The organism is Ruminococcus sp. 1001713B170207_170306_F1, assembly GCF_015668065.1.
Taxonomy (GTDB): domain Bacteria; phylum Bacillota; class Clostridia; order Lachnospirales; family Lachnospiraceae; genus Blautia_A; species Blautia_A faecis.
In genome coordinates, this window is record NZ_JADPEX010000004.1 from 60,808 (window position 1) to 84,801 (window position 23,994).

Sequence of the window (23,994 nt, forward strand, 5' to 3'; positions counted from 1 at the left end):
GGGCTTTTCCGTACATAGAGCGAATAGAACGGGGCTTTCAGCCCGCTGTGGGCGGCCTTTTTCCTTTCCGCTAAAGATACATTTCAAAAGCCGCCTGCTACCCGCTGGACGGGGATTTTTCAATATTTCTTTTGCCTTAGTAATCCGAGCAACAGGTTTTTGGCAACTGGCGGGGCAGAGAATTTTTTCTTTCACTCCCTACACCACCGCGTTTTGAAATTTGCCAAACAAAACGGCTTATTTTCTCTTTGCTTCTTACTACGGACAAAAATCAAAAATGCCAAACGCCGGGGCAGGAAAATTTCCCCCTCACTTACTACTACAATCTGAACAGGGCAAAATGGCCGGGAACGGAGCCGGGCAACAAAAAAAGCAGCAAATCTTTTTCAGACTTACTGCTTTCGCTGGCCGCGCCGGTGGCGGCTGGTATTCAGTTTTGAAAACTCATTTCATATTGGTATGATAAACGGAGAGTTATTGCGTTATGTTTTCAAAAGGAAACGATTGCTCCTTGAATATATCCCACAAAATATGCAATCGCTATACTTATCGCAATGCAGCATATACATAGTATTTCAGCAATAACCTTTTTCCCGGTTATTTTGTTTACAGACTTGCCGTAGTCAATAGTAGCCCATACCATTGAAAGTAAAAATAGAATTGCAATCCAATGAGTATGAAACGACAGTCCCATGCTAACAAATACATAGTTTGTGATGATGTAAAAGATGCTTCTAACTACAACTTCCGTCACTGTTGAAAGCTGATTTTTCATAAAACCTCTTGCCTCCTTAATTTTCTGCTTACTATCGGTCAAATCGAAACTTGAACAGTGCGGCAATTAACTTCTGCTTCACATATTCCTCAACCTCGGCGTTGACTTTCCCGTGTACTTTGGAACAGTATCGGATATATCCGGCGTAGTGGGAAAGAACGGTGTCGATTGCGTCCGGGTCGCCCTCATGCGCCTTGACGATTGTTTCATAGGGGAGAAGTTTATTCATACCGGCTCACCTCCATTTCCTTCCGAAGCCGTTGCAAGGCAAGCTGGATATGCCGCCCCGCTGTGCTGCGTGTCCGGCCGATATGTACGCCGATCACTCTCTGCGGCTGGCGCAGGAAGTAATAGCGGAAAATTTCTTCCTGTGCCTGCTCCGGCAAAAGGGCAAGGGCAGCGGCAAGTTCCGCATGGTACAGAACGGCGGTCTGGCCGCAGGCGGTAAAAAGGTATTCTTCAAGCTGTTCCGGCTCGGCAAGCTGGACAAACTTCTCATTCATCAGATAGTCAAGGGAAACTTCCCGTTCCCACCTCCGGCGCAGCTTCAAAATTATATCTATGGCGGCGTGACGAATGACAACCTTGCAAAAGGCGTTAAAGGTGTACTGGATATACACTTTGTAGGCTTCATCTTCGGTCATGGAAATTCCCCCTCTCTGATAATAGTGCGGGGCGGCAGCACTTTTTGCTGTCGCCCCTTGATTGCCTGTCTGCAAAGGCGGGCGGGGCTGTCAACGGCGGCGCGTATGCGCCGTTCATCTTGACCGTTGACTGGCTCGACTGGCTTTGCTATTCCGTTATCTCTTTCAGTTATTGTCAAAGGAAATGTAGATAGTTAGACTATTGGGTATGTAGCTGATACTTAACCACTTTTCGTCGTTTGATAAAAGCGTCCCGATAGAAACATAGTTTTCTCCCTCGATTTCCTCTGATACATTTTCAATTACGGAAAAGCCGTCTTGGTTCAAAAGCTCCATATACTCGTTATAGTCGTTTTCGCTAATGCCGGTAAGGTTGATATTGCAATTCTCATGTTCTGTATCAAGTGTAGCCCATGCAACCGTACCAGGCGCAACAGGAAGCCCCTCTGTGTACTCATTCGCAGGCCAAACACCCTCGTCCAATTTTGTAACACTATTAGATTGCGTATTGTTCTCATTGCTTGTCGGTGTAGATGATGTATTTTGATTAGAACACGCAGCCAAAAAAATCATAACCATGATTGTGAATACAGAAATATACTTCTTCATTGGTTACCTCCTGTTTTTGTGTATGGTTCGGATAATTAACAAAATAGCAATAGCTGTTGCTGCAAACCCAATAGCCAAAAGGATTTGCGAAATATCAAAGGCAAACGCGCCCTCAATCTGTATATTTGTTGTCGCGTCGGCTTGTCCGATTGCTCCTTCTGGTACTTTTCCTGATTGCGTAACAGCATATACCGAAAAGGCAGCAACCGCGATAACAAGCGTAGCAAGAGTAGAAATGATGCCGTTCCTTTTTTTCGATTTGGTGTTATCAATACCAAACTGTTCTGCGGTGCTGTCTGCAAATTCTTTTGGCGTCCCCAAACGCTGGATAATCTGCTGCTCTGTTTCTCCATGCTCCATAGCAGACGCAAAAACTTCATTTAAGTCACGCACAACCTCTTTTTTCATTTTGCGTGGTAAAGATAGTTCCTTTTCAACCTGTTTGATATATTGTTCTTTCATTTGGACACCCTCGCTTGTTGATAACTTTCTATAAAGCCATTTACGCAGTTTTCATAGCTTGACCAAAATAAGATTAGTTCATCAAGTACATTCCTGCCTTTATCCGTTAAAGAATAATACTTTTTTGAGCCGCCATTTGCCGCAGCCGGAGCCAACCGGCATTTGATTAGTTCTGCTTCCTGTAAACGATACAAAATGGGATAAATGGTTCCCTCTTTCGCATATCCCAAAACAGACGCACTATTGTTCAATTCGGTTATAATTTCATATCCATAAGTTTCCTTGCGTCCGATTAGGCATAAGAGTATCATTTCCAGAGAGCCTTTTTTGAATTGCTGGACATATTTGTTATTCATATCGTCGCCTCTCTTTAGTTTCGCTATTTAGGTTAGCTAAGTAGCAACTATATTATATCTCTTCCGAAGTATCAGAGTCAATAGGCTTAACGAAAAAGTTACAAAGTGTGTGCGTAAGATAATAACGGAATAGTGGGTTGCTGTCTATCAATTCTTGTATGTTACTTTATGGCACATGAGCATTGGCACCGGGGTTGTCGTTGCCGTAGCCTTCCAGCAGGTTGATGGCTCCCCAGATGCCGAGACCGGCACCCAGTGCGATGACGAGAGTCTGAAGAACTGTTACTGCGCTGTTGAAAAATGCCATAAATGTGTACCCCCTTGTACGTTGCGCCCTTATGGGCTGATGAATAGTGATTTTCCATCTGCATGTGCACCTGCAAATGGGCAAACATATAGCCAGGTCTCCAATCCCTATCAGAAACCTGGCTATGTAAAGAGGCGGCAGCTCGCCGCCTCTTCTTATTCTGTTGCCAGCAGCGCACCCATGACATCTTCGTCACCGGAATAAACTTACTTGGCATGATCTGCGTCAACCACTTCGTACTTATCGCCGGGCTTGAGCTTCAGCCGATGGTCGAGAAACGCCTCGATGCTGAATGTGTTTTTCTTATCAACTCCGGCAGTGAGCTTGTAGTTCGGATGCTGGGTCAGATCGTACTTATCTGACTCAAACGGCCTGACACCGCGCAGCTGCAAAATGCACTTTCCGCCATCCAGCACAGCCAGTTCATCCACCGAAGCCAGGTCTTTGCCACAATGTCAAGCGGTAAATTTAAAATGAGCATAAAAAAGTGTCTTCGACACTTCAACTCCCCTGCCCCTCAATCTTGAGGGGATAGGGGTTTCTTTTTTTCAACTTTTCATTCATAATAGGCTTATGAATATCTTACAAAGAATCTTTACTGACTACTATGAAGAAATTAAATATACACTTCATCCCAGATCTACTGAGATGGAAAATATCGATAAGATGATCAACTGTGGTGATCCATCTTTTGGCGGTGCCATGTACGGTTGTCCCCATTGCGGCAAGCTTAAATTTGTCCCCTTCCGATGTCACAGCCGTTTCTGCCCTACCTGTGGAAACAAGTATTCTATGGCAAGTACTACTTCTATGTCTTTTAAGCTTGTTAATGTCCAGCACCGCCACTGTGTTTTTACTATTGATGAAAATATTCGTGACTTTTTTCTTGAAGACCGTACTCTGCTCGACTGCCTCTTTCACTCTGTTACCAGTGTCGTCTCTCGTATGTTCTTCAAAATGAACAAGTCTAAAAATTATACACCTGGTTTTATTATGGTACTACATACTTTTGGCAGGGATTTAAAATGGAATCCCCACATCCACTGTCTTATATCGGAAGGTGGTTACAGTGATGATGGATTCTGGCGTCCAGTCCATCACTTCAATTATACTTATCTGCGTAATGCTTTCCGCACAGCACTGCTTGATGAAATGGGACGCAGACTCGGATCTTCTTTCAAAAAAGTAAAATCCCAGTGCTACACGAATCATAAAGAAGGCTTTTACGTTTATGCAAAACCAAACAAGTGTGACCCTGAAACGGTCATAAAATACATTGGACGTTATCTTGGGCGGCCAGTTATTGCCACATCCAGAATTGACAGCTATGATGAGGACTCGGAAACAGTCACATTTCATTATAACCGTCATGAAGATGACAAATATATTCAGGAAACAATCCCTGCATTAGATTTCATCAGGCGTTTGATCCGACACATACCGGAGAAACACTTTAAAATGATCCGGTATGGCGGCCTTTATGCACGTCACCGCGAAATAGATAAAAATCTGCACCTAGCAATTTCAAAAGCGAAACGGCATACTCTGCGCAACTTTAACAAATGGCGCACAGCTATCCTTTCTTCTTTTGGATATGATCCATTAAAGTGTCCAGACTGTAAACATGAAATGCTCTTTCTGGAACTTTACTTTAACCACAAGCGCGTCTCCCTCGAAGAAATGTACGAGAAAATAATGTCCAAAGCTCGTAGAAGATGGTCTTCTGCATAATTTTTATGGATTCTGTGATATAATCCTCTCAAAGGAGGAAAACACCATGAAACCAGATATCGAGGAACTGCGCAAAAAATACATCGAAAATCCACCAGAAGGAATGACTTCCAGGGACATTCGCCACATGAGCGAAGAAGAACTTCTGGATATGGATTATTTTCTAAATGATGACGAACTTGATGACGATTTTGGAGAGGAAGGCTTTTATATCTTCTAATCCAAGGATCGTCTTGTCGTCGTGCCCGCCTCCGTGCGGGCATTTTTCAATTCAAGAGAGCGCCTCAGGCGGTCTTTCCTATAAATCAAAAAATACCCCGTTGGTTTCCCAACGAGGCATGTGATGCTTGCAGATTGACAAAATACTTGCTCCTACACCTCTTTTTTCTTTCTCTTTTGCAACGAGAAAGAAAGAAAAATAAAGGAAGTGTAGCTGATGCTAACATTCGAGAGCAAAAATTCTTTTTAGATTTTCTTCGCAATCGTAGACCGCTCCGAAATAATGCTCAGAAGATCATTTTTGACTTCCTCTTTACTTGGCTCGCTGCCCATCAGAAGATAATCCGTGCTGACATGGAGGATGCAGGACAGTTCAATCAGCTTTTGAAATGACACCTTCAGGTTCAGATAGTCGGATGCAAACTGGTCAATGGTGTCGGAAGCGCAAATCTTGCCGGATCATCTGCTTCGCTGCCGAAAAAGGACTTTTGAAAATCTTTTATCACTGCAACGGCGATTTCTTCTATGTTTTTCTGCGAAAGAATCATAGGCACTGCTCCTTTGCTTCAACGAACCATTTTTCATCTTCGTTGTACAGGAAACTCTCATGCCCACCAATCGTGACCGTATAGCGGATTCCGCAGCCACCTACCTTCGTGGAAGCAGCCCGGCACTTATGCTTCAATCGGTCGATTTCATACACCCGTCCGTCAATCCACCGAATCAGACGCGGACGGATATTTCCCTCCGTATCCACATCCAATTCACAGGTACATATACTTTTCTACATTTCTGTTCCGACATATTCTACGCTCCTCCTCTGTAAACCGGCGAATGTGTTGACTTCTTTTAGCAAAGAACTCACCAGATTCTACCGGTGCTGTATTAACCAATCATTCCTGCTGGCATAACCAAATCCACTTGTCGCTCTGTCGGCATCTTGCTTTTCTGAAAAAGTACCCCATTTTTAATCGCATCTTTCCCGAATCGGAATCGAATCTGCTCAATCGCTGCGTCCAACCGTTCCTGGCGATTCAATGATTTCATATCGGTGAATAGGTCGTATTGTATCGGACAATCCTCTTCAAACAGGTTGATTGCCCGAATCGTCACTGAACGAATCGGATGCTCCCACTGATAATTCTTTGCAAACAAAGAAAATGCGGTTTTCGCCAGATAGGTGGGGCTTTGTGTCGGAATACTAATCCGGCACTGCCACTCTTTCGTGAAAAGCTCGTTGTTGCGTATGGAAATCGCAATTCCGCCTGCTTTCTTTTTATGCGTTCGCAGCTTGGTTCCAATCTCTTGCACCAGCTCCAGCATGACACACCAGACTTCGGCGTTATTCTCCAAATCTGCATGGTCGTTATCCCGTGGCCAATGCTCTTTACCGGAGAGACATAATCGGAACGCATAACCGGTGAATCATCCAGCCCATTGGCATATTTCTTGATCGCCAGTCCATTCTTTCCAAGGCGGCACTTCAAGAAATCATCCGATGTTGCCGCAAGCTCTCCAATCGTATGAATCCCATAACCAGATAGAACCTTCTCGGTCGCTCTGCCGACTCCAAGCAAGTCAGAGGCAGGAAGACACCAAATCTTCTCCTGGAACGAATCTGCTTCGATGCAGGTAATCGCATCCGGCTTTTTCATATCCGACCCAAGCTTGGCAAAAATCTTATTGAAGCTCACTCCTGCGGAAATCGTAAGTCCCAATTCAAACTTAACCGTTCTGCGAATCTCATCTGCGATTTCAAATCCGGTTCCCATGCAGCCGCTTCCGGTCACATCCAGCCAGCATTCGTCCATCCCATACGGCTCGATCTGATCGGTATAGCGACCGTATATCTCACGAGCCAGCTTTGAAAACTTCATATATTGCTCATAGTGCAGCTCCACGATCACAAGATCCTGGCACTTCTGCTTTGCTTGCCAGATTGCCTCTCCCGTGGAAACGCCAAACGCCTTTGCTGCATAGTTCTTCGCAAGTACGATGCCATGCCGTTCCTCCACAGAACCGCACACTACCACCGGCTTGTTCTTCAGTTCCGGGTTCAGCATACACTCGACAGAGGCATAGAAATTATTCATATCACAATTCAGAATTATGAGCTTGGCAGCCGCAAACCATCCAATATGGTTACGATCCAGAAGATCGCGGATGCGCTGAATACTACTACTGAGTACCTGCTGGGAAGCAGCGGCACCTATGTCGTAGAAGCTCATGAAAAAGGCGGCGCAAAAGCAGCGAAAGATATTGAAGAACTGGTCAGCGAAGTGACCGGTATGTTCGCTGGCGGCGAATTAAGCGAAGATGCCATCGAAGGAGCTTATAAAGCTCTGACCGATGCCTACTGGATTGCCAAAGAGAACAATAAAAAATACGCCCCGAAAACGAGGCGTAAAAAATCCGATCAGTGATATTTATCGTACACACTTTTCGCTATACTGTAAACTGGAGGTGGTATGATGAATGCGGAACAGCTTTCACGGGTCGGTGAGAAACTGGTAAAACGCTGCGGTTCCAGAGACCCTTTTGAAATTGCAAGGCAGCTTGGTATCAATGTCATGCTTTGCGAAAATTTTGGTTCCCTGAAGGGAATGTACCGGGTGATTAAGCGAAATCGCTTTATTTTCCTGAATAACAGTCTGGATGAAAATATGCTGCGCATCGTGTGCGCACATGAATTAGGGCATGACCAGCTTCACCGGAATATGGCGAAAACCACCCCGATTCATGAGTTCATGCTCTATGACATGAAATCCAAACCGGAATATGAAGCCAACATCGTAGCAGCGGAAATCTTGATGGACAGCGATGAAGTCCTTCGCTACATTTATGAATATGGATACACAGCCGAGCAGATCGCCAGTGCGATGTCCACCGACATCAATCTGGTTGCGCTGAAGGTAGCACACCTGGCTACACTTGGATATAATCTGCACGCGCTGGAACATAAGAGCAACTTTTTGAAATAACGTACCTTCGAGGAGCCTGGACCGGCTCCTCTTTTTGTTGCAAATCGTGCAGGCGGTGCTTGCACAATTATCAGCCTAACATCTGCATGCGATAGAGCTTCACTTTTTCCTCGAACGGTAGTCCCGGATCAATGCCGACTTCTTCCCACATCACACCATACGGTGCGCCGCCATCTGTATATCCGGCGATAAAAGCAAAATGACCATCGCAGTCCTCATACAGTTCTGCCAGCCGTTCCCGTTCTTTCGCTTCCCGCTCCATTCTCCGCTGCCGAAGCCGCTGTTCTTCAGCCCGTTTAATCTGGTCAAGCTGCTCCTGTGTATAATTGACCCCCAGCTCCTGCAAATCTTTAGCGGCAGTCACAGCATCCACATGAAAGCGTTCCCGGTAATGCTTGTTCATCTTTTTCGGTGAGCCGGTATAGGTGAGCAGCCACTGCTTGCCTTTTCGGAGGCGTGCTTCCTTTCGCTCAGCCTTCGTCAGTTTCTTTTTCTTTGCCATTTGCGGAATCTCCCGGATTATTTGCAGATGATTTTGGGTTGCGCTTTTTCGGTGCTGTCAGCTCATGGCTCAAAGAAAGCAGGTCCTTGATGGCATCATCCAGCTCCGGTTTGCCGAGATGAATACTGAGCCATTTTTCCTTGTTCATGTGATAGGCTGGAAAATAGCCGTCCTGCCCACGCAGAGAACCAATCAGCAGCGGATCACTTTTCACATTGAGGACATCAACGATGCCTGCTTCCGGCAGTCCCAACTTATCAGCAGATACTTCCAGAACTACACCATACCATTTGTTATTGTCATTGTGCCGCAGCACTGCATTCCAGTCATGCCAGGGATATTCCGGTTCTGTGCCGTACTGCTGACGTATCCATGTAAATAATTCCTGTCGTGTCATAATTCTTTTCCATTACTGAGCAGTTCTTTTTCTTTATGTCGTTCCTGCTCCTCAATCGAACAAGATCAACTTGGATTTTTCGCACCTAAGGTTGATTAAGATAACAATATTTTTTTGAAATTATAATAAATTTTTCTAGGCAAATCTGGATTGTTATAGAATCTTGAAATTTCTTCATAAGCGTCTTTTAAAAGAGCGGGCGTATATTTCTTATTATTAACTTTTGTATAAGGGCCATCAGACTCAATCAAAATACGCTCTAAAGGCAATAAATGATAATTTTCTTTTTTACTTCCTTTTACCATGTTAGTGTTAATCGAAAAATAGCAACCCAAATCCACCAACCTTAACATATCATCACAACCTCCTGTATACCAATGTATGATTGCCTTTTGGGGGTGATATTTTTCTAAAATACGAACTGCATCCTTCTCTGCTTTTCTAATATGTATTGTCATAAGCTTATTGTTTGATGCACAAATCTCTACAATTTGCTCAAAATATTTTAATTGCATTGGCTTACTCATATATGATTTTTGCGAATAATCCAATCCAATCTCACCAACATAATTTGTTAACGATATAAGCCTCATGAAATCTTTTATTTCTCTTCCGCCTAATGTCGTTTCTTGCGGATGAAAGCCTATGGCAAATTTCAAATACTTTTTTTCTGGGATTAAATTTTTACATGACAAAAAAATCCCAGGCGAATTTGTTACACAAATTGTATATTGTTCCAGTTCTGTAATGGTTTTAGCAATTTCAAAATAATTTCTATAATGGTCCAAATGAAAATGTGTATCTATCAAATTCATCATTACATATACGCTTCCATATCCGAGTCTTTTGAAAAGTATTCAATCAAATCATCCATGCCCTGTCTGTAAACTCTCTTAAAAGACTGAATCTCGTCATTCTCAAGCTTCCCCGTACAACGGATTAATCGCTCGATATCTTTTTCCGAAAGTCTCTTGTATCTATGAATACTGCTCAAAACCGCAAATAAATCTGCCGATTTGTCTCTATCTGCATGCGTTTTAAGGAATTCTGATGCCTTTAGGATGTCATCTGTTTCTAATTCAACATCTTGCAGAGAGCCCTTCCGAATAATGCACGGATAACAAAATCCACAGTTTACCGGATATTCTCTGGAACCCACACGGTTGTACCTAGACACACATGGGTGAGAGCATGAAATGGTATCTTTATAACCTCGTTTGAATGCTTCTGTTCCAGAAACCAAATTAACGATTTCTCGCTTTGTTTTGAAGGCGAAGAAATTGAGAATACGATTTTGAATTCCAACACTTGCAATCAACTTGTTAAGACCATTCAAAAAGTAAGGATGCGTTGTTCTCGTGCTACAGGATCCTTTTCTGCTGTTTGTAAGAGCTACATTCAATCCAATAAATCCATTCTCAGGTATATATACTGTGATATGTTCTCCCATAATGCCTGCTATAGAAATTGCCGCACATAAAAACAATAAAGACCGCCCTCTGGAAGTATTTTCACTTTTCCGCAGCCGCTCCCCATCTAAACTGAATGGAGCTCTTGCTCCTGCTGTGAACCCAAGAAACAGCGATTTTTGTACTGGATAGCATTCATTGAAATTATTGCAAAATCGTTCTTGGATATACCGAAGTTTGGGATATTCATTATGACCAACTAATACTGGAGAATGCCCCTCTTGCAATAGCTTGATCGCCCCACAATAGGAATCCAAACCACCCGAAAACAGGCTAACGCAATCACAGCCAGACACATCTATATGTTTTCTATTACTGTTCTTATGGGTACCATATTCTGTCGTAGCCTGTCTAAAAGAAATTTTCCATTCATCACCTGTTAAAAACGAAAGGATTTTATTCCACTGAGCCTCACAATTATTCCATTTATCCATTTCTAAAACCGGAATGGAAACTTCTATTTGGCGTGTCCAAGAATCCGAAAATAAATTCCGAGCTATTCTTTTATCTAAAGCAAATACGCTAAGCCCTATTACAAATAAATCTTCATAAATAGGAACCATTTTTTGACATCCCAGATGGTACCATATGCTTGGCAATCCAGAATATATAGTGCTACCGGAATCTCTATTTAAGGTAAGGATGTACGAATCTTTCCATTCGACATCTGGGTCTGCATCATTTTCTTTTTTTATCCAAAATTTCATTTGCGTGCCTCCCCATAGAAGCGAACGCATACATCGTATGCTTCCTTCAAAGTTCTTTGAACAATACTTGCTGCACTGATATTGCCAAGATCAATTTGTTCCAGTTCTGTGCTATGTAGCGACGCGTGGAGTTCATCAGCTATGTAAGAATGCATTTCATCCAGTATTTCAAATTTTTCCCTACTTGTACGCCCTTTTCCTATTTTTTCATCAAAATTCAAGTCAAAACTTATCAGTACAAAGGAAATCACCATTTCCTTTAGAAGAATATCTAAATCCACACTTCCCAATTGTTCTACAGAATCTATTTGCAGATTTTCAAGTGCTTGTGATAATGAATCCGCAGCTAGTGAGTCTTCTATCGATGCGGAATCATTCGTAAACTGATATAACAGTTCTTGCAAAATTTCATCGGAAGATTTTCCTATTAAATCAGATCGGCCAAAATTGACTAAGCCGTGCTCAAGTCCATATTTTCTGATATCTTGCGCAAACGCTATGACATTGCCAGCAGCACTGGCAAAAGAAGTGCTTCCAACCGCTGCGCTCGAATTCATCGCTTCACCAAATTTTTGAATTGCATTTGTTCTTGAATCAGAGTCTCTATTTCTTAAAAATCCTGATACCGCTCTTTTTGCATTGCTCCATTCTGGTTTTGTTGGAGGAATATATCCTTTAGAAGTTCCCATTCCTATTTTCCCTCTTTTATTGTTTCTATCAGCTTTTGCTCAATAAGCCCTGCCTTTTCCCATGTAGCTATAAGATTATCCACTTTCATCTTATCTGCTGATCGCATTTCTTTAATGGCAGACGCACTTTTAATGGTTATCTTTTTTGAATAGCTTTCCAAGGCATTGCAAATTTTGTCTCTATATGCTTCAAAACCAACAAAAAGACTTCTTATGATGTAGAATTCAATTTCTCCTTTTTGAATTTTAGGAATAATGACCTCAAAAACCATTGATTGATCAATTGCACTCAACTTTGTCATGTCTTGTACAATTTGAGGTATCAATCCACGTGTTGCCTTACCTATCCGTTCCAAAATATCCTTAACCGCCGATGAAAGCGTTGATACATCTACATCCGCTTTCTTCAGCGATTCTCTAGTTAAATAGAAGTATCGATCCAAACGAATTTTTCCCAAATCCTTGGGTTCAGATTCAACCCAGTTAATTATTGTCGGCACATTCCAGGCCTTATATTTTTCATTCTCACTGTCACCTGATTCTATGCTCTCTAACATAGCCTTAAAATCTTCATTCTCCGTTGTGAATTTCTTATTCCATTCATTTAGCTGTATAAATAAATCCCCATCGAGTTTTTGAAGGACAAGCAGTTTTGCCAGCACTCGTGTATCAAGCGCATCTTCACCAGTGCCAAAGTACAACTCAGCCAATTTCTTTTTGGTTGTATATGTGTTCAAAAATCTCTTTGCCTGCCTAGGATTCCCTTTTAAGTTCCCGGCAATTATTCTTTTGATGCCAGCAATGATATCGGCTGTCTCCTCAAACTCCTGTTTATCATTTTTATTAATGTAGTCTATCGCTATTGTTTTAATTTTCTGTACATCAATCACATCATTCGATATGAGCAATTTTTCTTCCTTAATCTTTTTAAGAAACTCCTTAAATTGGTCTATGTTGCAATATTCTTGAACGACTAATAGCATCAGATAGTTCTCTATATCCTTCGAAGATAACTCCGGAATATAAATTGGCAATTGAATGATTTTTTCAATGTATTCCTTGTCCAAATTGACGGAATAATTTTCAATCGGCGGATATTTTTTCCTTATAGCATATTGGATGACGTTTTCATCCGCAGCAATGATAAAAGTCATTTTCTCTACGGACAAAAAGAGCTTAATAGCTTCCAAAGTTTCAATAATTCGATCTGGTTGGCATCTGTCTAAATCATCAATTAAAACAATAACATTTTCAATGCCGTCATCTTTAAGAGTTTCTTTGAATTCTTTTCTAAATTTTCTAACATTATTGACGATGCTGTTCGTATCATCGCTTTCTTCATCCTTCAAATAGTCGTCACGAATAGATTGCATAGCATTCGCTACGTTTTTGATACCATCACTAACCTCCTCAGCTTTTCCAGAAACACTCAGCAAAAGAGGAATGGGATTTCCAGTTGCGACTGATGCAATCATAGGTGCACCTACAGATGCTGCTTTTGTTGCCAACTTAAAAAAATCAAGCTTTTTCAACAGCTTTGACACGCCATCCTTAACCTTGGATGGAATATCTTTATGTTCTTTGATTTCGCGCAATAATGCCTCCATCAAAGCTATTTTGGCATCTTCATACCCTTCAAAAGTCCACGCATTAATGTTGATACACAGCGTTTTTCTCTTCTTTTCAGAGTCCACATCTATTTTCTGTTCTATCAACTTCAGAAGGGTTGACTTTCCTGCTCCCCAGACACCAAATACACCGATAGTGAGCGGTTTGTAACTTGGGTTCTTGGAAATATCAGCAATAACATTTGCATATGGTTCATAAAATAAAATATCTACTTCTGAGGCGTTATCCAACCACATCTTCAAATTCCTCCAGTATTTACTCTACCCCCAACGCCTTAAACACCGCATCTTCCGCACTGCTGTAGAAAATCAGATTAAAACTGCCCACCAGCTCCGGCGGCACGGTGCCAAGGTCTGCTGCACTGGTAATCGGAAGCAGCACTTTCTTTGCTCCGCTATCGAGGCACACCTGCAAACTATTGGCAAGCTCGTCTACTTTCAGAATCGTGCCGCTGATGCTGATTTCTCCCAGCACGGCAAGTGTACTGACCGTAGGCCGTCCAAGAGCGATGCTGCATAGTGCAATCAATGTAGGCAATGCCAGCTTTCCGGTCATGCCAATGCCCTGTAAATCCTGATAGTTGATGATGTAATCCCGCATCGTGGTGCTGATGCTGCCACTGATACGATTTCCGTTAGCTTTCAGGAAATTGAACGCCGTATTCGTGGATTCCTTGCAATCACGGTCGCTGCCAAGGCCAGTGCGCTCAAATTTTCCGTTGCCGGGCAGCATCTGGCTTTCAAGGCGGAATACGCCGATCATACCGGACTTGCCCTGACTTACGGTATATACCTGTCCCGGATTGCAGATGCCATCGGGGATGAGCCTTCCACCGCCCTGCTCCGGCACAGAGACAAATTTTTCTTCAAATGTATCAAGGTCAATATAGCTGAAGTTCACATCATAGAATTCCATACCACCCAACTTTTTCAGCTGCTCCTTGACGCGACGGCGCATTTCCAGCGCAAATACAAGAATTTCTTCAATCTGTTCCTTCGTAAATTCTCCATCCGGATACAGCAATTTCACATAGCCGCCTACAATCTTGCGGACAGCAATCGTATCGCGCTGGTTCAGGTTCTTTCCAAGGCGAAAATACTTATCTAACGCATCACCATACTGTTCTTTCCGCAGTTCTCGGATAAACTCCGCCAGATAATCCGTGATAAAGCCGTAATCATTGGTAAAATGCTCCGGACGGAACTTCGGAATCTCCCAGCCTGGAATATAGCAATGCAGACGGTCAAGAAAGGCCGTGTCCGTTCCCATCTCCGGCGGGAACGGGTCAAACAGAGAAGAAGTCTTGAGCAACACATCCACACTCTGATTGATGTTTCCTATAAAGACCATAGAAGCCGATGCTGCCTTTTCCTCTTTGCCGCGGGCAAAGGAGCCGGAAGCCATATAGTCTTTCATAATCTGAATGCCGTCTTTGTCCTTAAACTTGATTCCGGCAACCTCATCAAAGGCAACGCAGTCCCATAAGCCTACCAACCCTACGGTTTTGCGCCCCATATTGTAAAACAAATTTGCAACGGTCGTCTGACCACCGGATACCAGGATACTGTTCGGGCTGATTTCTTTATAGATATGGGACTTACCTGTGCTGCGCGGCCCCAGCTCACAGAGATTGAGGTTGTTCTCCACCAACGGCAGCATACGCGCCAGCAGCAGCCACTTTTCACGATTGTTCAGCTGTTCCGGCTCATATCCGCAGGAACGCAGCATAACATCCATCCACGCTTCCTGTGTGAATGCCTTGCGCCCCTCGCGAACTTCTTCGATGTCGATATGGGGCATCTGGATCGGAGTCAGCTTATGGATGCTGATGGGAGAGATATCCTTCTGCTTTTTCTGTTTAGAGGAAATCGGCTGTCCATCTATATCCGTGATTCCAAAGCTGCTGTCTCCCTCAGACTCATATTCCAGCTGCACGATGCACCAGATACCGCCGCAAAGCAGCCGGTCATATTTTTCCGGATAATCATCCGTAATCGGCACATTGGTGAGACCAAGGTTAGAGAACTCTGCAAAAAAGCAATCCTTTTTGATGTCCAGATGCACGGTCACCATATCAATAATGGTATGGCTCCCGTTCTTGCGCAGTTGTGAGAGAATTTTCTGAGCCTCATCCGGGCGGACAAAATTATCTGCCAGAATGCGTTTTACATTCTGAACGCCCTGCTCAATGATTGTCTCATCGTCTGAACTACAATACTGACCCAGCAGGAACTCCAGCACATAGACCGGAACATTCGCTCCTTCTTTTATTTTCTTTGTCAGGTCTTTGCGGACGATCCGACCGTCAAAGTTGCTGCGCAGCTTCCGGCGCAGTTCTTCACGGGTATCATCTGCCGCCATATCCATCATTTCCATACGGAATTCCTGCCTCCTCTATATCAGAATCCGAATCCAAAGTCATCTGCAAAGGCAATGTCCATGATGACAGGCTGCCTCCACTGCTCCAGACCGCTTTCTTCGTCGTAAACCACAAGGTAATATTGCTTGTCCTTGTCGTATTTCTTATTCTTGAATGTGAACCGCATCCGGAAGATACGCTTCTGTGCATTTTCCTCACGACTGTCCGCCACATAACTGTTTTCGTTCGAGATTTTCTCATTGTCTTCCGAGAGGAAGAAAATGCGGTATTTTGCAGCTTTTACAGTATCACTGACGGCATCCGACTGGATAAAGTCCATAGACGTGATCAGGTTCGTAATCTTATGGACAATGCTGACCAGAGCAATCTCTGCATTCTTTGTTTCCATGTGACCGCGCTCCATCTTAAACTCCAGCACCGGCACCAGCATTTCCTGTGGTGAGGAACCGCCATGCACATAGTTAGCACCGCCTCCGGCCACCTTAAAGACATTGCTGCTGACAGGATAGGACACCACCTTGCTGTCCTTATTCCCCAGAACGCGTCCCATGCTCATATGGTCGATACCGTCATCTTCCAGTGCCGCCTTGGACACAATAAATCTGCGATTGACAAATGCTTTGTCCGCGCTTTTCCCGGAGATTTTGTCACTTTCTGTCAGCTTATCACGCTTATAAATAAAGCCATGATCGGCAGTAACGATAAAATGATAGGTGTTGCCGCTGACGGAGATTCGATGAATCAAGTCCATGATTTCCTGAACGGCTTCCTCACACGCATGAAACACCTCATCCTCGGTATTAGCCTTGTCTCCACGCGCGTCGATCTGATTATGGTATACATAGATAATCTGACGTTTTGTCAGCACATCTCGCAGCTCTGCCACTTTCAAATTTTTGATATCATCGAACTGTACACAGACACTATCCGGGTTATAGCTTTGCAGCACCTGCTGCCGACCTGCCAGATTATCACAAAGAATCCCATCTGCCAGTACCTGAAAATCATCCGTCATCTCCAGTGTCTTATGCGGCAAAAACGCTGCCATGCCAAGCCTCGTATAAGACGGAAGAACACTCAGCTGTACAGAAAGTTTTGCCGTGCATTTGGGGTCATCCTGCATTCGGGCAAACAATTCCTGTCCAACCTCGTAACGCATGGCATCCGAAATAATGACCACGGTGCGTTCCTTGGTATAGCGCAGGTTTGTATTGTAAAACTCCCGCTGCAACGGAATTGCAGAAAATGCGGCATCCTGCTGAATTCCAGCATTCCAGGCAGGGAGCAGGCAAGCCAGATATTCGTTTGTGTAGATATTTTCCACCAGTTCCCGAAGCGGCTCAAAGCTTTCCGTGCTCTCCAGCTGGTCGTAATAATAGTAGAATTTCCGATACTGCTGATCCATATTGTAATCCGCAGCAAGATATCGGTCGATGATTGACTTTAAGACATCTGCGGCATGGTAATCCGCTTCCTTCACCATGCTGTATGCACTGGAAAGCATCTGATAGGTTTTCCCGGTCTTTCTGCCAAAGTGCATTTTAGCCCGCTTTTCACAGAGTTCCGGAATGGTAAATCCGTTTACGATTGCGCCGATATCTTCCGAAACAAGTCTGCCAATGAGCCACTTTACCAGCACCTGATCCACGGCAAGGAAAGTGTCGCACTCCACCAAATCGTCCACTCGCATTCCTGCAAATGCTGAAAAAACATTCAGCCCTTTGGCAACATGTGCCGACAGAGCATCGTATTTGTCCCGGTACAGGACGCTATTCATCAAACTATCGAGAAATGCGATGATATTGCCTGACTTGTAGGAGACAAAGCTCTTCCATGCTGCCGGAAGTTCTGCCTGCACATATCGCCCAGTATAAGTGACGAACAGCGTCACCAGCAGCCGTTCCAAACTCGGCTTTGTATCAGTGTATCCGAAATGCTGCTCACAGAGCTGCCAGAATGCAGACAGCAGATCGTATTTTTCAAACTCCTGCAAGAAAGCATTGTCCACCAGCTCGCCATCCGTCAACACGATGCGCACGACTTCCTCAAAAGAGCAGGTACGCGCCTTGCAGACTGCACTCAACAGACCGACAAGGATATTTTCTTCATTAAAATTTTCGATTTCCAAATCATAGAACCGCTGAGTACGTTCTTTATTGGCGAAAAACTTGATGTGCTTCTCAATAACCGGCTTGTACTTCTCCTCAATACCGAGGTCAACCGACAGCAGGGAAGCACGGTCAGCAAAGAATCGTCTGGAATACAGCATTGTGTCTTCCAGATGGTTGTCCCTTACATCCGGCTTCGGAAACGGTGCATAGATCAGATAATTCGTGGTCTTATCTACACGCTCCAGAAAATACTTTGTATAGAACTGGTTATCCGGCTGGAGATGGTAGATCTTCGCATTCTGAAGCTCCACCGTCTCCATATCCTCGGAAAATTCTGCCTTGTCATCGTACCAGAAAACCAGTTTCCGGGTCTCCCCGGTAAATTCCGCATTCAGGCGGTCTATAATTTGTTTCAGGTTCAATTCTGCCATATCAATTTCCTTTACTTGATAGATTCCGCCCTTTGGGGAATATCATACAGGCAGTTACGCCTTGATTCGTTTGTTGCCTGTGATGCTGCTAATATAATCGTCAATATCCTGCACGATGCAATGATCCCCCATTGTGTGCAGTGATTCAAAATATTTTGTGATATACCCATAGATGCCATACTCTTCAAAGGTCTTTGCCACATCTGCACCGGAAAGCCCTTTGAAATGACGGTACCGCTCCATGCAATAAATCAAAAAATTGGATTCTTTGCTCATCGCTCACGCCTCCTCCGGATAATCATAGGAGCCTGTCAGAAGTTCATCTTGATACATGGTATACAGCGTCATCGGGCTGTAATGCCACAATTTTGATTTTTCATCCGAAAGTTCCTGATAGAGCTTGGACTGATAGAAACGGGAAATCGCTTTTTCATCATCTACATTGCTATTTTTTGTAATCTGTTCGATGATGGGCGGCACAATGATTGCAAGCATTGCGCTGAACTGATCTTCGTTCATACAAGCTCCCTCCCTTCAAAATGCAAGTATTGCAGGGACTTCTCAGTTGCAAACACCAGCTGGTTGAACAATTTCCGAATCTTGAGTGCCGCCAGTGTTTGTTCCTTATCCAACACTCCGGTCATATACAGGGTAATGGTACGGTACACATCATCATTTGCCACAGCACCATAAATCAGGTCATGCTGCTTTCCCTGATAGGTTCCCTGACGGTTCTCGGCTACAAAATCCAGCCACGCTTCATCTGGGCTGTCAAAGCGCAGCAAACTGCACTCCTTGAAAGCCACTGCTTCCTCTACGGAATAAATATTGAGCGTAGCGGCTCCTGTTTTGCGGCGATCTGTGACCTTTTGAGCGAAGTTCACTGCCTGATCGCGGTTGGTGGTGGTATAAAATCCAAAACCGAAGTCCAGATAGCGATTTTGCCGGATAAGTTTCGGCTGTTCTACGATAACATTGCTTCCGTGGTACAAAATCATTGCAAACGCCTCCTGTTCCTCTTATTTCTTTTCTTTCACCATGATGTTCTTGCTGTCTGCCAGCACCTCATAGAACTTGCCATCCTGGGCAGTTTGAAGCTTGCGATAGTTGACCTTTACGCCGTCATCGAGGTCAAGCTCGATGCGAGAAAGTGCCAGATGGCTGATCTTCTCATCGTATTCCCGGCATTCCTTCAGCTGCTTGGCAAGTTTATCCTTACGCTTGGAGGCTGCTGCCACCTCACGGGCATTCTCGCTGTGATCCATCATATCCTGCATTCGGTTGATCTCGGATTCATATACGCGCTGCATCTTGTGCAGGTAGTCGATACGCAGGTTTCCGATGGTATCCGGCGTGTAGCGGTGCAGGTAAACCAGTGCCTTAAAGCCGTTCTGCTTGCCACTGTCAAACAGCCAGTAGATCGGACGCTTGCCGGAGCCAGTGACAGAATAGGTCTGGCAGTGATCCTTGAAGAAATCGTTCAGAAAGTAGTTACGGATAATCTCCCGGCTGGTGCTGCCCTTATTGCCAAGGACTTTTGCGATGTAATCAAGGTTTGCTTCCAGCGTATCAGCACCGTAAACCGCTTTCAGCCACGCGCACAGGCGAGATACAATATCATCGTCCAGATATTCTTCATCGGTAATGGGGATGACGTTATCGGCGTCTGGTTCATACGAAAGCCAAGTTGCAGTTTCCCAGTCATCTGTATCATGGAACTTCGGATAATGATACTCTGCCAAGGAAATTCCTGCATATCCACCTTCGATTGGGTCGCCATTTTCATCTAATGCAGCCTGTCCCTTGTATCTCCAATATACTGCATCAAAATTGCCACCTGCAAACACAAGGCCCGGTCTATCCAGCGAGTAGCGGCCAAACATACAACCTACGGCATAGCTGAGCAGGCTCTTAATGTCCCGCTGCAGATCCGCCTTACGTACGGTCACATCTTTATCCTCCACTTCCGGGGTCAACTCGTCCTGCAAACCGTAAATGTCAATAAAAATGCGGTTCAGCTCTTCTTCGTTGGCTTTCAGCTGATTAAATCGGTCGTTGCATTCCGCCTGCCACTGGGCAAAGGCTTCGGAAATCGTGGAAACGTTGCGGAGCAATGGGTGCTTCTTAAAGTCCCAAGAGGTTTCAAAGGAGTCCCAATCCGCCCGAGAAATCTGAATGCAATTCTCTGTCATTCCTATCACTTGATTTGGAGCTTTTGAGCTGTCAATACAAGGAAGTTTTCCAATCACTCCATTTTGATAATGAAGACCTGTACAGCAAATATCTAGAATCTCCTGAAACACCTTAGAATTAACATACGCTAAAACGACAGGCATTTCAGACACATCATTTAAAACGATGAGCGGTCCAATATCACTAAACGTATTTTTTTCATCAAGATATCTTCCACCAAAAAGGCCTCCCGTTAAGCTCGACCAGGTAATTCCTTCTCGAAAAAAATAGTTTGTATTTTGCGGTCTCGATCTTAGTTTTCCACTGGCATCACAGAAATGCCTTATATCGAATCCATCGTCTTCCCAATTTATCACATGGGACATGTTACCATACCAACGTCGAAATTCGCCACCCTTACAATAAGGAAACCATTTTGCAGTTTTGTATTTTACCGATAAAATGCTGAATTTGCAGTCGTCAACTTCAAACCACAGCCGCATAAATCTGTCATTATCTCCAGTAACCGTACCTTGAAGCGATTTTCCATGTTGATTAATTGTTTGAGCTTCTTCAAAAAGACTTCGCATGGCACTGCTTACCCAATACGCCACTGGACTTCCCGGTATTTTTGCAAAGTCATCCTGATTTGCAGTATAGCGATTTTCCCCTGCAAGGAACATATCTTCCTTCCCTTGCTGAGAAGTCGGCTCAACCAGACGGCAGTAAGTACCCTTATAACCCTCCACATGGTTTGCACAACGCACAAAGGAAGTGGTCTGAACAACTTCACCGCCAATTTCCTCAAAGGCTCTTGCTCCCAGATGCGCCATGTTGACGATTTCTGTCAGCATCATCTTTTCACGCAGCTTTTCAAAGCTGGATAGGAACATCCAACTATGCTGTGTAATCATTGCTTGAAAACCGTTGTTTACGGTCATCTGACGGCAGCGCTCAATAAACACGGCAAACAGGTCAGCCTTGCTGTCGGGGTAATTCTTTTTGACAAAATTATTGACCTTTGCGCTCAGGTTACTGGTTCCGGCATAGGGCGGATTCGTGCAGGTAACCCAATATTTCCGTGCCATGGTCTCGCCAATGTCGATAAGTCGATTCAGCTGCTCGGCGGTATCTTCCACGCCCACGCTGTCCATACTGATCTGACCATCGGTATCCTCCGCTGCCACAAACCGACGCAGCAAATCCCAGTTATAGCTCTCCACATTCAGGATAGAGCCGTATTCCTTGGCATCGGTCAGGGTGTCCAGCAGACCTTCCAGCTGCAACTTGGCGGCGTTCTTCTCAATATCATCCATCCCTGCGCCGAAATACTTCAGGTGCGCACGGTTGATGTTGTTGCTCTCCTGAATAGCATAGACATGGCAAGTGTTCTCACCGTTTAAGATACGGCGATTGTACTGCCGTGCTTTCATCATCACGGCAAAATACGCCAACTGATAGGCACGGTCATCAATGTCCAAACCGTAAATGTTGTGCTCCAGAATGCTCTTTGCAGCATCACGCTGGCTGTAACCGGCACTCTCGTAAATCTGCATCAGCACATCAAAGGCATATACCAGGATATGGCCAGAACCCATGCAGGGGTCGATGAGCTTGATGTTTTCCGGATTCAGTGCGGAATATTCTTTACGAATTTCTGCAAGTTTTGCCTGCACTTCCGGCTCCTGCTGTGCCTCTTCCAGATAGTATTTCCAGTTTTCTTTCAGGCCGCAGTCCGGGTGTCCTTCCACCCACAGACGGCCAAGGCTGTTCTCCACCATGTAGCGGACGATCCAGTCCGGAGTGAACAGCTGGGTCACGGCAGGGATTTCCTCTTTGGTAATCTTACCGTTCTTGGCAAAGGCAGCGGCCTTCGGCTCGGTATTGTAATACTGGTACAGCCAGCCGATGATCTCCACCTGACCGCCGCGCTCGATATTGAAGTCATCCTCCGGGATATCGTGGATCAGATGATAGACCACGCCATCCTGGTCAATAACGGACAGACTGAGCAGCAGCTCGGTGTAGTTCTTTGTCTTTTCAAACAGAGCCGGCAGAATCTCGTTCAGGGCATTGCATTGTTTCAGGAACAGGATGCGGAACACTTCGTCCAGCTTGTTGTCCTGCTTCAGCTGGAAAATCTGTGTCTCTTCCTCCGTAGTGAAGGGCAGCTCTGCGTCAAACGGTGTTGTGACCAGATCCGGCTCCAGCTTTCCGCTCTCGGAAGAAAGCACTCGAATATGGGAAGGCAGATAGTCGTTGACCTCCATGAAACGGATGGCGATCAGGCGGTTAAACCATGTATAGGCAACCTCCTCGATCACATACTGATATGCAGTTTTGTAGTCGGTATCCTTTTCCTTCTGCTGGATGACCTCTATCAGCTTGTCACGCTGCCGCACGGCCTCGCCGGAAATCGAATACGGTTCTGCGGTGCCGATATCGAAGAACTGTGTGCCGCCGAAGCTCTGCGGCAACGGCTTTGCAATGCCGTCCTCCGTAATACCGATCAGACGTGCATCATAGCTGACATCTGCAATCAGCTTATTCCGCGCCCAGATCGCAAAATTCTTTATGGCTGTCTTGTTCATTTTCTATTCCTCTTATTGAATAAGCTGGATAAACTGCTCTGCCAGCTCATCTATCGTAAAGTCTGCTGTCTTCAACGCCACCATATCTGCCAGAATCGGGCTATATTGCTTGACCGTATCTTTTGACACATTGTGCCAAACCGGAAGAATCACTTTTCTTCCCTCTTCCTGTTTTGCAAAAAGGCCATTCAATTCTTTTCCTGTCCAAAATTTTTTGAAATAAATTTCCGATAGTACAACAATACCATACCGTGAATGCACTAAACCATCATCAATGGACTGACGCAAACTATCCCCAACTTGCATGGCGTACTTATCTAACCACACCTTTGCGCCCTTAGCTATAAGAGCATCCGCAAGCGGTTTTGCTACGGTTTCTTTATCTTCCCATGCATGGGAAATAAAGAAATCATATTCTTTCGTTCCAATCTCCTCCTGCATTTTTTCTGTCTCCTCAACTAATTTCCGTTGATTATTCAAAGCCTCATTCTGCCTTTTGGTCATTTCCTGAAATACTTTATCCTGTTCCTTCTGTAACAGAGCCTGCTGTTTTGCCAACTCTGTCTTCTTTTTCGCCGCTTTCTCTTGCAGTTCTGCCTGCTTCTTTCTTGACTTCTCCGCTTTTTCACTATCGGATGATATTGATTTCAACTTTGTCTTTAACATACTCGGCGAAGTATTCTTTGTTATTGATTTTTGCGTCCTACTAGCTGATGTTAAATATCCGCATTCCTTTTTAGCCTCATCTGTATACGCTTTATTTAACCGTGCAATTTCAGACTGCAATGACTTTATCTTACTTTCAATTTGACTTATTGACAAAAAGATTCCT

The 23,994-nt window shown here is 44.4% G+C and carries 26 protein-coding genes and 5 pseudogenes; 5 read left to right on the top strand and 26 right to left on the bottom strand.

The window, feature by feature from the left end; genetic code table 11:
* Positions 1–248 precede the first annotated feature (248 nt).
* Positions 249–440: a hypothetical protein gene (locus tag I4V84_RS19570; protein ID WP_243284017.1), complete on the top strand. Its 192-nt coding sequence runs from the start codon at positions 249–251 to the stop codon at positions 438–440.
* Positions 441–490: 50 nt separating this feature from the next.
* Here I4V84_RS19570 and I4V84_RS04265 read toward each other — a convergent pair whose 3' ends face one another.
* The 8 genes and pseudogenes from I4V84_RS04265 to I4V84_RS04300 form a co-directional block, all read right to left on the bottom strand.
* Positions 491–775: a hypothetical protein gene (locus I4V84_RS04265; RefSeq protein WP_117530247.1), complete on the bottom strand. Its 285-nt coding sequence runs from the start codon at positions 773–775 to the stop codon at positions 491–493.
* A 31-nt stretch (positions 776–806) separates the two neighbouring features.
* Positions 807–1,004: a helix-turn-helix domain-containing protein gene (locus I4V84_RS04270; protein ID WP_117530248.1), complete on the bottom strand. Its 198-nt coding sequence runs from the start codon at positions 1,002–1,004 to the stop codon at positions 807–809.
* On the bottom strand, positions 997–1,419 hold the full coding sequence (locus tag I4V84_RS04275; RefSeq protein ID WP_117530249.1) for a sigma-70 family RNA polymerase sigma factor: 423 nt from the start codon (positions 1,417–1,419) through the stop codon (positions 997–999). Before I4V84_RS04275 ends, I4V84_RS04270 begins: the two co-directional genes overlap by 8 nt.
* Positions 1,420–1,584: 165 nt before the next feature.
* The gene (locus I4V84_RS04280) at positions 1,585–2,028 is read right to left on the bottom strand and encodes a hypothetical protein (RefSeq protein WP_117530250.1); all 444 of its coding nucleotides are present in this window, start codon (positions 2,026–2,028) and stop codon (positions 1,585–1,587) included.
* 3 nt (positions 2,029–2,031) lie between these two features.
* Positions 2,032–2,490, bottom strand: a complete 459-nt coding sequence (locus I4V84_RS04285; protein ID WP_117530251.1) for a DUF1700 domain-containing protein — start codon at positions 2,488–2,490, stop codon at positions 2,032–2,034.
* Positions 2,487–2,846, bottom strand: a complete 360-nt coding sequence (locus I4V84_RS04290) for a PadR family transcriptional regulator (protein WP_015534245.1) — start codon at positions 2,844–2,846, stop codon at positions 2,487–2,489. The genes I4V84_RS04285 and I4V84_RS04290 overlap by 4 nt, the downstream gene beginning before the upstream one ends.
* Before the next feature lie 178 nt (positions 2,847–3,024).
* A pseudogene (locus tag I4V84_RS04295) lies at positions 3,025–3,153 on the bottom strand (Maff2 family mobile element protein); the annotation flags it as partial.
* 206 nt (positions 3,154–3,359) lie between these two features.
* Positions 3,360–3,602: pseudogene (locus I4V84_RS04300) on the bottom strand (type IV secretory system conjugative DNA transfer family protein); the annotation flags it as partial.
* A 124-nt stretch (positions 3,603–3,726) separates the two neighbouring features.
* Between I4V84_RS04300 and I4V84_RS04305 the strand changes: the two are divergent.
* Both I4V84_RS04305 and I4V84_RS04310 read left to right on the top strand, forming a co-directional pair.
* Positions 3,727–4,884: a transposase gene (locus tag I4V84_RS04305; RefSeq protein ID WP_195991322.1), complete on the top strand. Its 1,158-nt coding sequence runs from the start codon at positions 3,727–3,729 to the stop codon at positions 4,882–4,884.
* Positions 4,885–4,930: 46 nt separating this feature from the next.
* Positions 4,931–5,104, top strand: a complete 174-nt coding sequence (locus I4V84_RS04310) for a hypothetical protein (protein ID WP_003864616.1) — start codon at positions 4,931–4,933, stop codon at positions 5,102–5,104.
* Positions 5,105–5,507: 403 nt separating this feature from the next.
* Here I4V84_RS04310 and I4V84_RS04315 read toward each other — a convergent pair whose 3' ends face one another.
* The 5 genes and pseudogenes from I4V84_RS04315 to I4V84_RS19825 all read right to left on the bottom strand — a co-directional run.
* On the bottom strand, positions 5,508–5,651 hold the full coding sequence (locus tag I4V84_RS04315; protein WP_243284018.1) for a hypothetical protein: 144 nt from the start codon (positions 5,649–5,651) through the stop codon (positions 5,508–5,510).
* Positions 5,648–5,907 (bottom strand): annotated as a pseudogene (locus I4V84_RS04320) (hypothetical protein). The gene I4V84_RS04315 and the pseudogene I4V84_RS04320 overlap by 4 nt, the downstream one beginning before the upstream one ends.
* 81 nt (positions 5,908–5,988) lie before the next feature.
* On the bottom strand, positions 5,989–6,216 hold the full coding sequence (locus I4V84_RS20305) for a hypothetical protein (RefSeq protein ID WP_272113026.1): 228 nt from the start codon (positions 6,214–6,216) through the stop codon (positions 5,989–5,991).
* A gap of 3 nt (positions 6,217–6,219) precedes the next feature.
* Positions 6,220–6,426: pseudogene (locus I4V84_RS20310) on the bottom strand (DNA polymerase IV); the annotation flags it as partial.
* Between the two features lie 392 nt (positions 6,427–6,818).
* Positions 6,819–7,331, bottom strand: a pseudogene (locus I4V84_RS19825) (hypothetical protein); the annotation flags it as partial.
* Between I4V84_RS19825 and I4V84_RS04330 the strand changes: the two are divergent.
* Together I4V84_RS04330 and I4V84_RS04335 are read left to right on the top strand one after the other, a co-directional pair.
* Positions 7,242–7,526 (top strand): hypothetical protein, encoded by a 285-nt coding sequence (locus I4V84_RS04330; RefSeq protein WP_243284020.1) that lies wholly within the window; start codon positions 7,242–7,244, stop codon positions 7,524–7,526. The pseudogene I4V84_RS19825 and the gene I4V84_RS04330 sit on opposite strands and share 90 nt — an antisense overlap.
* A gap of 48 nt (positions 7,527–7,574) precedes the next feature.
* On the top strand, positions 7,575–8,084 hold the full coding sequence (locus I4V84_RS04335; RefSeq protein ID WP_002576373.1) for an ImmA/IrrE family metallo-endopeptidase: 510 nt from the start codon (positions 7,575–7,577) through the stop codon (positions 8,082–8,084).
* Between the two features lie 70 nt (positions 8,085–8,154).
* Here I4V84_RS04335 and I4V84_RS04340 read toward each other — a convergent pair whose 3' ends face one another.
* The 13 genes from I4V84_RS04340 to I4V84_RS04400 form a co-directional block, all read right to left on the bottom strand.
* A complete protein-coding gene (locus tag I4V84_RS04340) occupies positions 8,155–8,586 on the bottom strand; it encodes a hypothetical protein (RefSeq protein ID WP_195991323.1) in 432 nt (143 codons plus the stop codon).
* Positions 8,555–8,983, bottom strand: a complete 429-nt coding sequence (locus I4V84_RS04345) for an MmcQ/YjbR family DNA-binding protein (protein WP_195991324.1) — start codon at positions 8,981–8,983, stop codon at positions 8,555–8,557. The genes I4V84_RS04340 and I4V84_RS04345 overlap by 32 nt, the downstream gene beginning before the upstream one ends.
* Positions 8,984–9,078: 95 nt before the next feature.
* Positions 9,079–9,801 (bottom strand): TatD family hydrolase, encoded by a 723-nt coding sequence (locus I4V84_RS04350; RefSeq protein WP_195991325.1) that lies wholly within the window; start codon positions 9,799–9,801, stop codon positions 9,079–9,081.
* Positions 9,801–11,159, bottom strand: a complete 1,359-nt coding sequence (gene qatC / locus I4V84_RS04355; protein ID WP_195991326.1) for a Qat anti-phage system QueC-like protein QatC — start codon at positions 11,157–11,159, stop codon at positions 9,801–9,803. The genes I4V84_RS04350 and qatC overlap by 1 nt, the downstream gene beginning before the upstream one ends.
* Positions 11,156–11,848, bottom strand: a complete 693-nt coding sequence (locus tag I4V84_RS04360; RefSeq protein WP_195991327.1) for a hypothetical protein — start codon at positions 11,846–11,848, stop codon at positions 11,156–11,158. Before I4V84_RS04360 ends, qatC begins: the two co-directional genes overlap by 4 nt.
* 2 nt (positions 11,849–11,850) lie before the next feature.
* On the bottom strand, positions 11,851–13,713 hold the full coding sequence (locus I4V84_RS04365; protein WP_195991328.1) for a P-loop NTPase fold protein: 1,863 nt from the start codon (positions 13,711–13,713) through the stop codon (positions 11,851–11,853).
* Between the two features lie 19 nt (positions 13,714–13,732).
* Positions 13,733–15,853: a protease Lon-related BREX system protein BrxL gene (gene brxL / locus I4V84_RS04370; protein ID WP_195991329.1), complete on the bottom strand. Its 2,121-nt coding sequence runs from the start codon at positions 15,851–15,853 to the stop codon at positions 13,733–13,735.
* Positions 15,854–15,876: 23 nt separating this feature from the next.
* Entirely contained in the window at positions 15,877–18,399 is a 2,523-nt protein-coding gene (pglZ, locus tag I4V84_RS04375; protein ID WP_195991330.1) for a BREX-1 system phosphatase PglZ type A, read from the bottom strand.
* A 54-nt stretch (positions 18,400–18,453) separates the two neighbouring features.
* Positions 18,454–18,675, bottom strand: a complete 222-nt coding sequence (locus I4V84_RS04380; protein ID WP_013274273.1) for a DUF3791 domain-containing protein — start codon at positions 18,673–18,675, stop codon at positions 18,454–18,456.
* A gap of 3 nt (positions 18,676–18,678) precedes the next feature.
* Positions 18,679–18,918 (bottom strand): hypothetical protein, encoded by a 240-nt coding sequence (locus I4V84_RS04385; protein ID WP_005539002.1) that lies wholly within the window; start codon positions 18,916–18,918, stop codon positions 18,679–18,681.
* Positions 18,915–19,397: a DUF3990 domain-containing protein gene (locus I4V84_RS04390; protein ID WP_013274275.1), complete on the bottom strand. Its 483-nt coding sequence runs from the start codon at positions 19,395–19,397 to the stop codon at positions 18,915–18,917. The genes I4V84_RS04385 and I4V84_RS04390 overlap by 4 nt, the downstream gene beginning before the upstream one ends.
* 21 nt (positions 19,398–19,418) lie before the next feature.
* A complete protein-coding gene (gene pglX, locus I4V84_RS04395; RefSeq protein ID WP_195991331.1) occupies positions 19,419–23,162 on the bottom strand; it encodes a BREX-1 system adenine-specific DNA-methyltransferase PglX in 3,744 nt (1,247 codons plus the stop codon).
* A gap of 12 nt (positions 23,163–23,174) precedes the next feature.
* Entirely contained in the window at positions 23,175–23,984 is an 810-nt protein-coding gene (locus I4V84_RS04400) for a toll/interleukin-1 receptor domain-containing protein (protein WP_195991332.1), read from the bottom strand.
* Positions 23,985–23,994 lie beyond the last annotated feature (10 nt).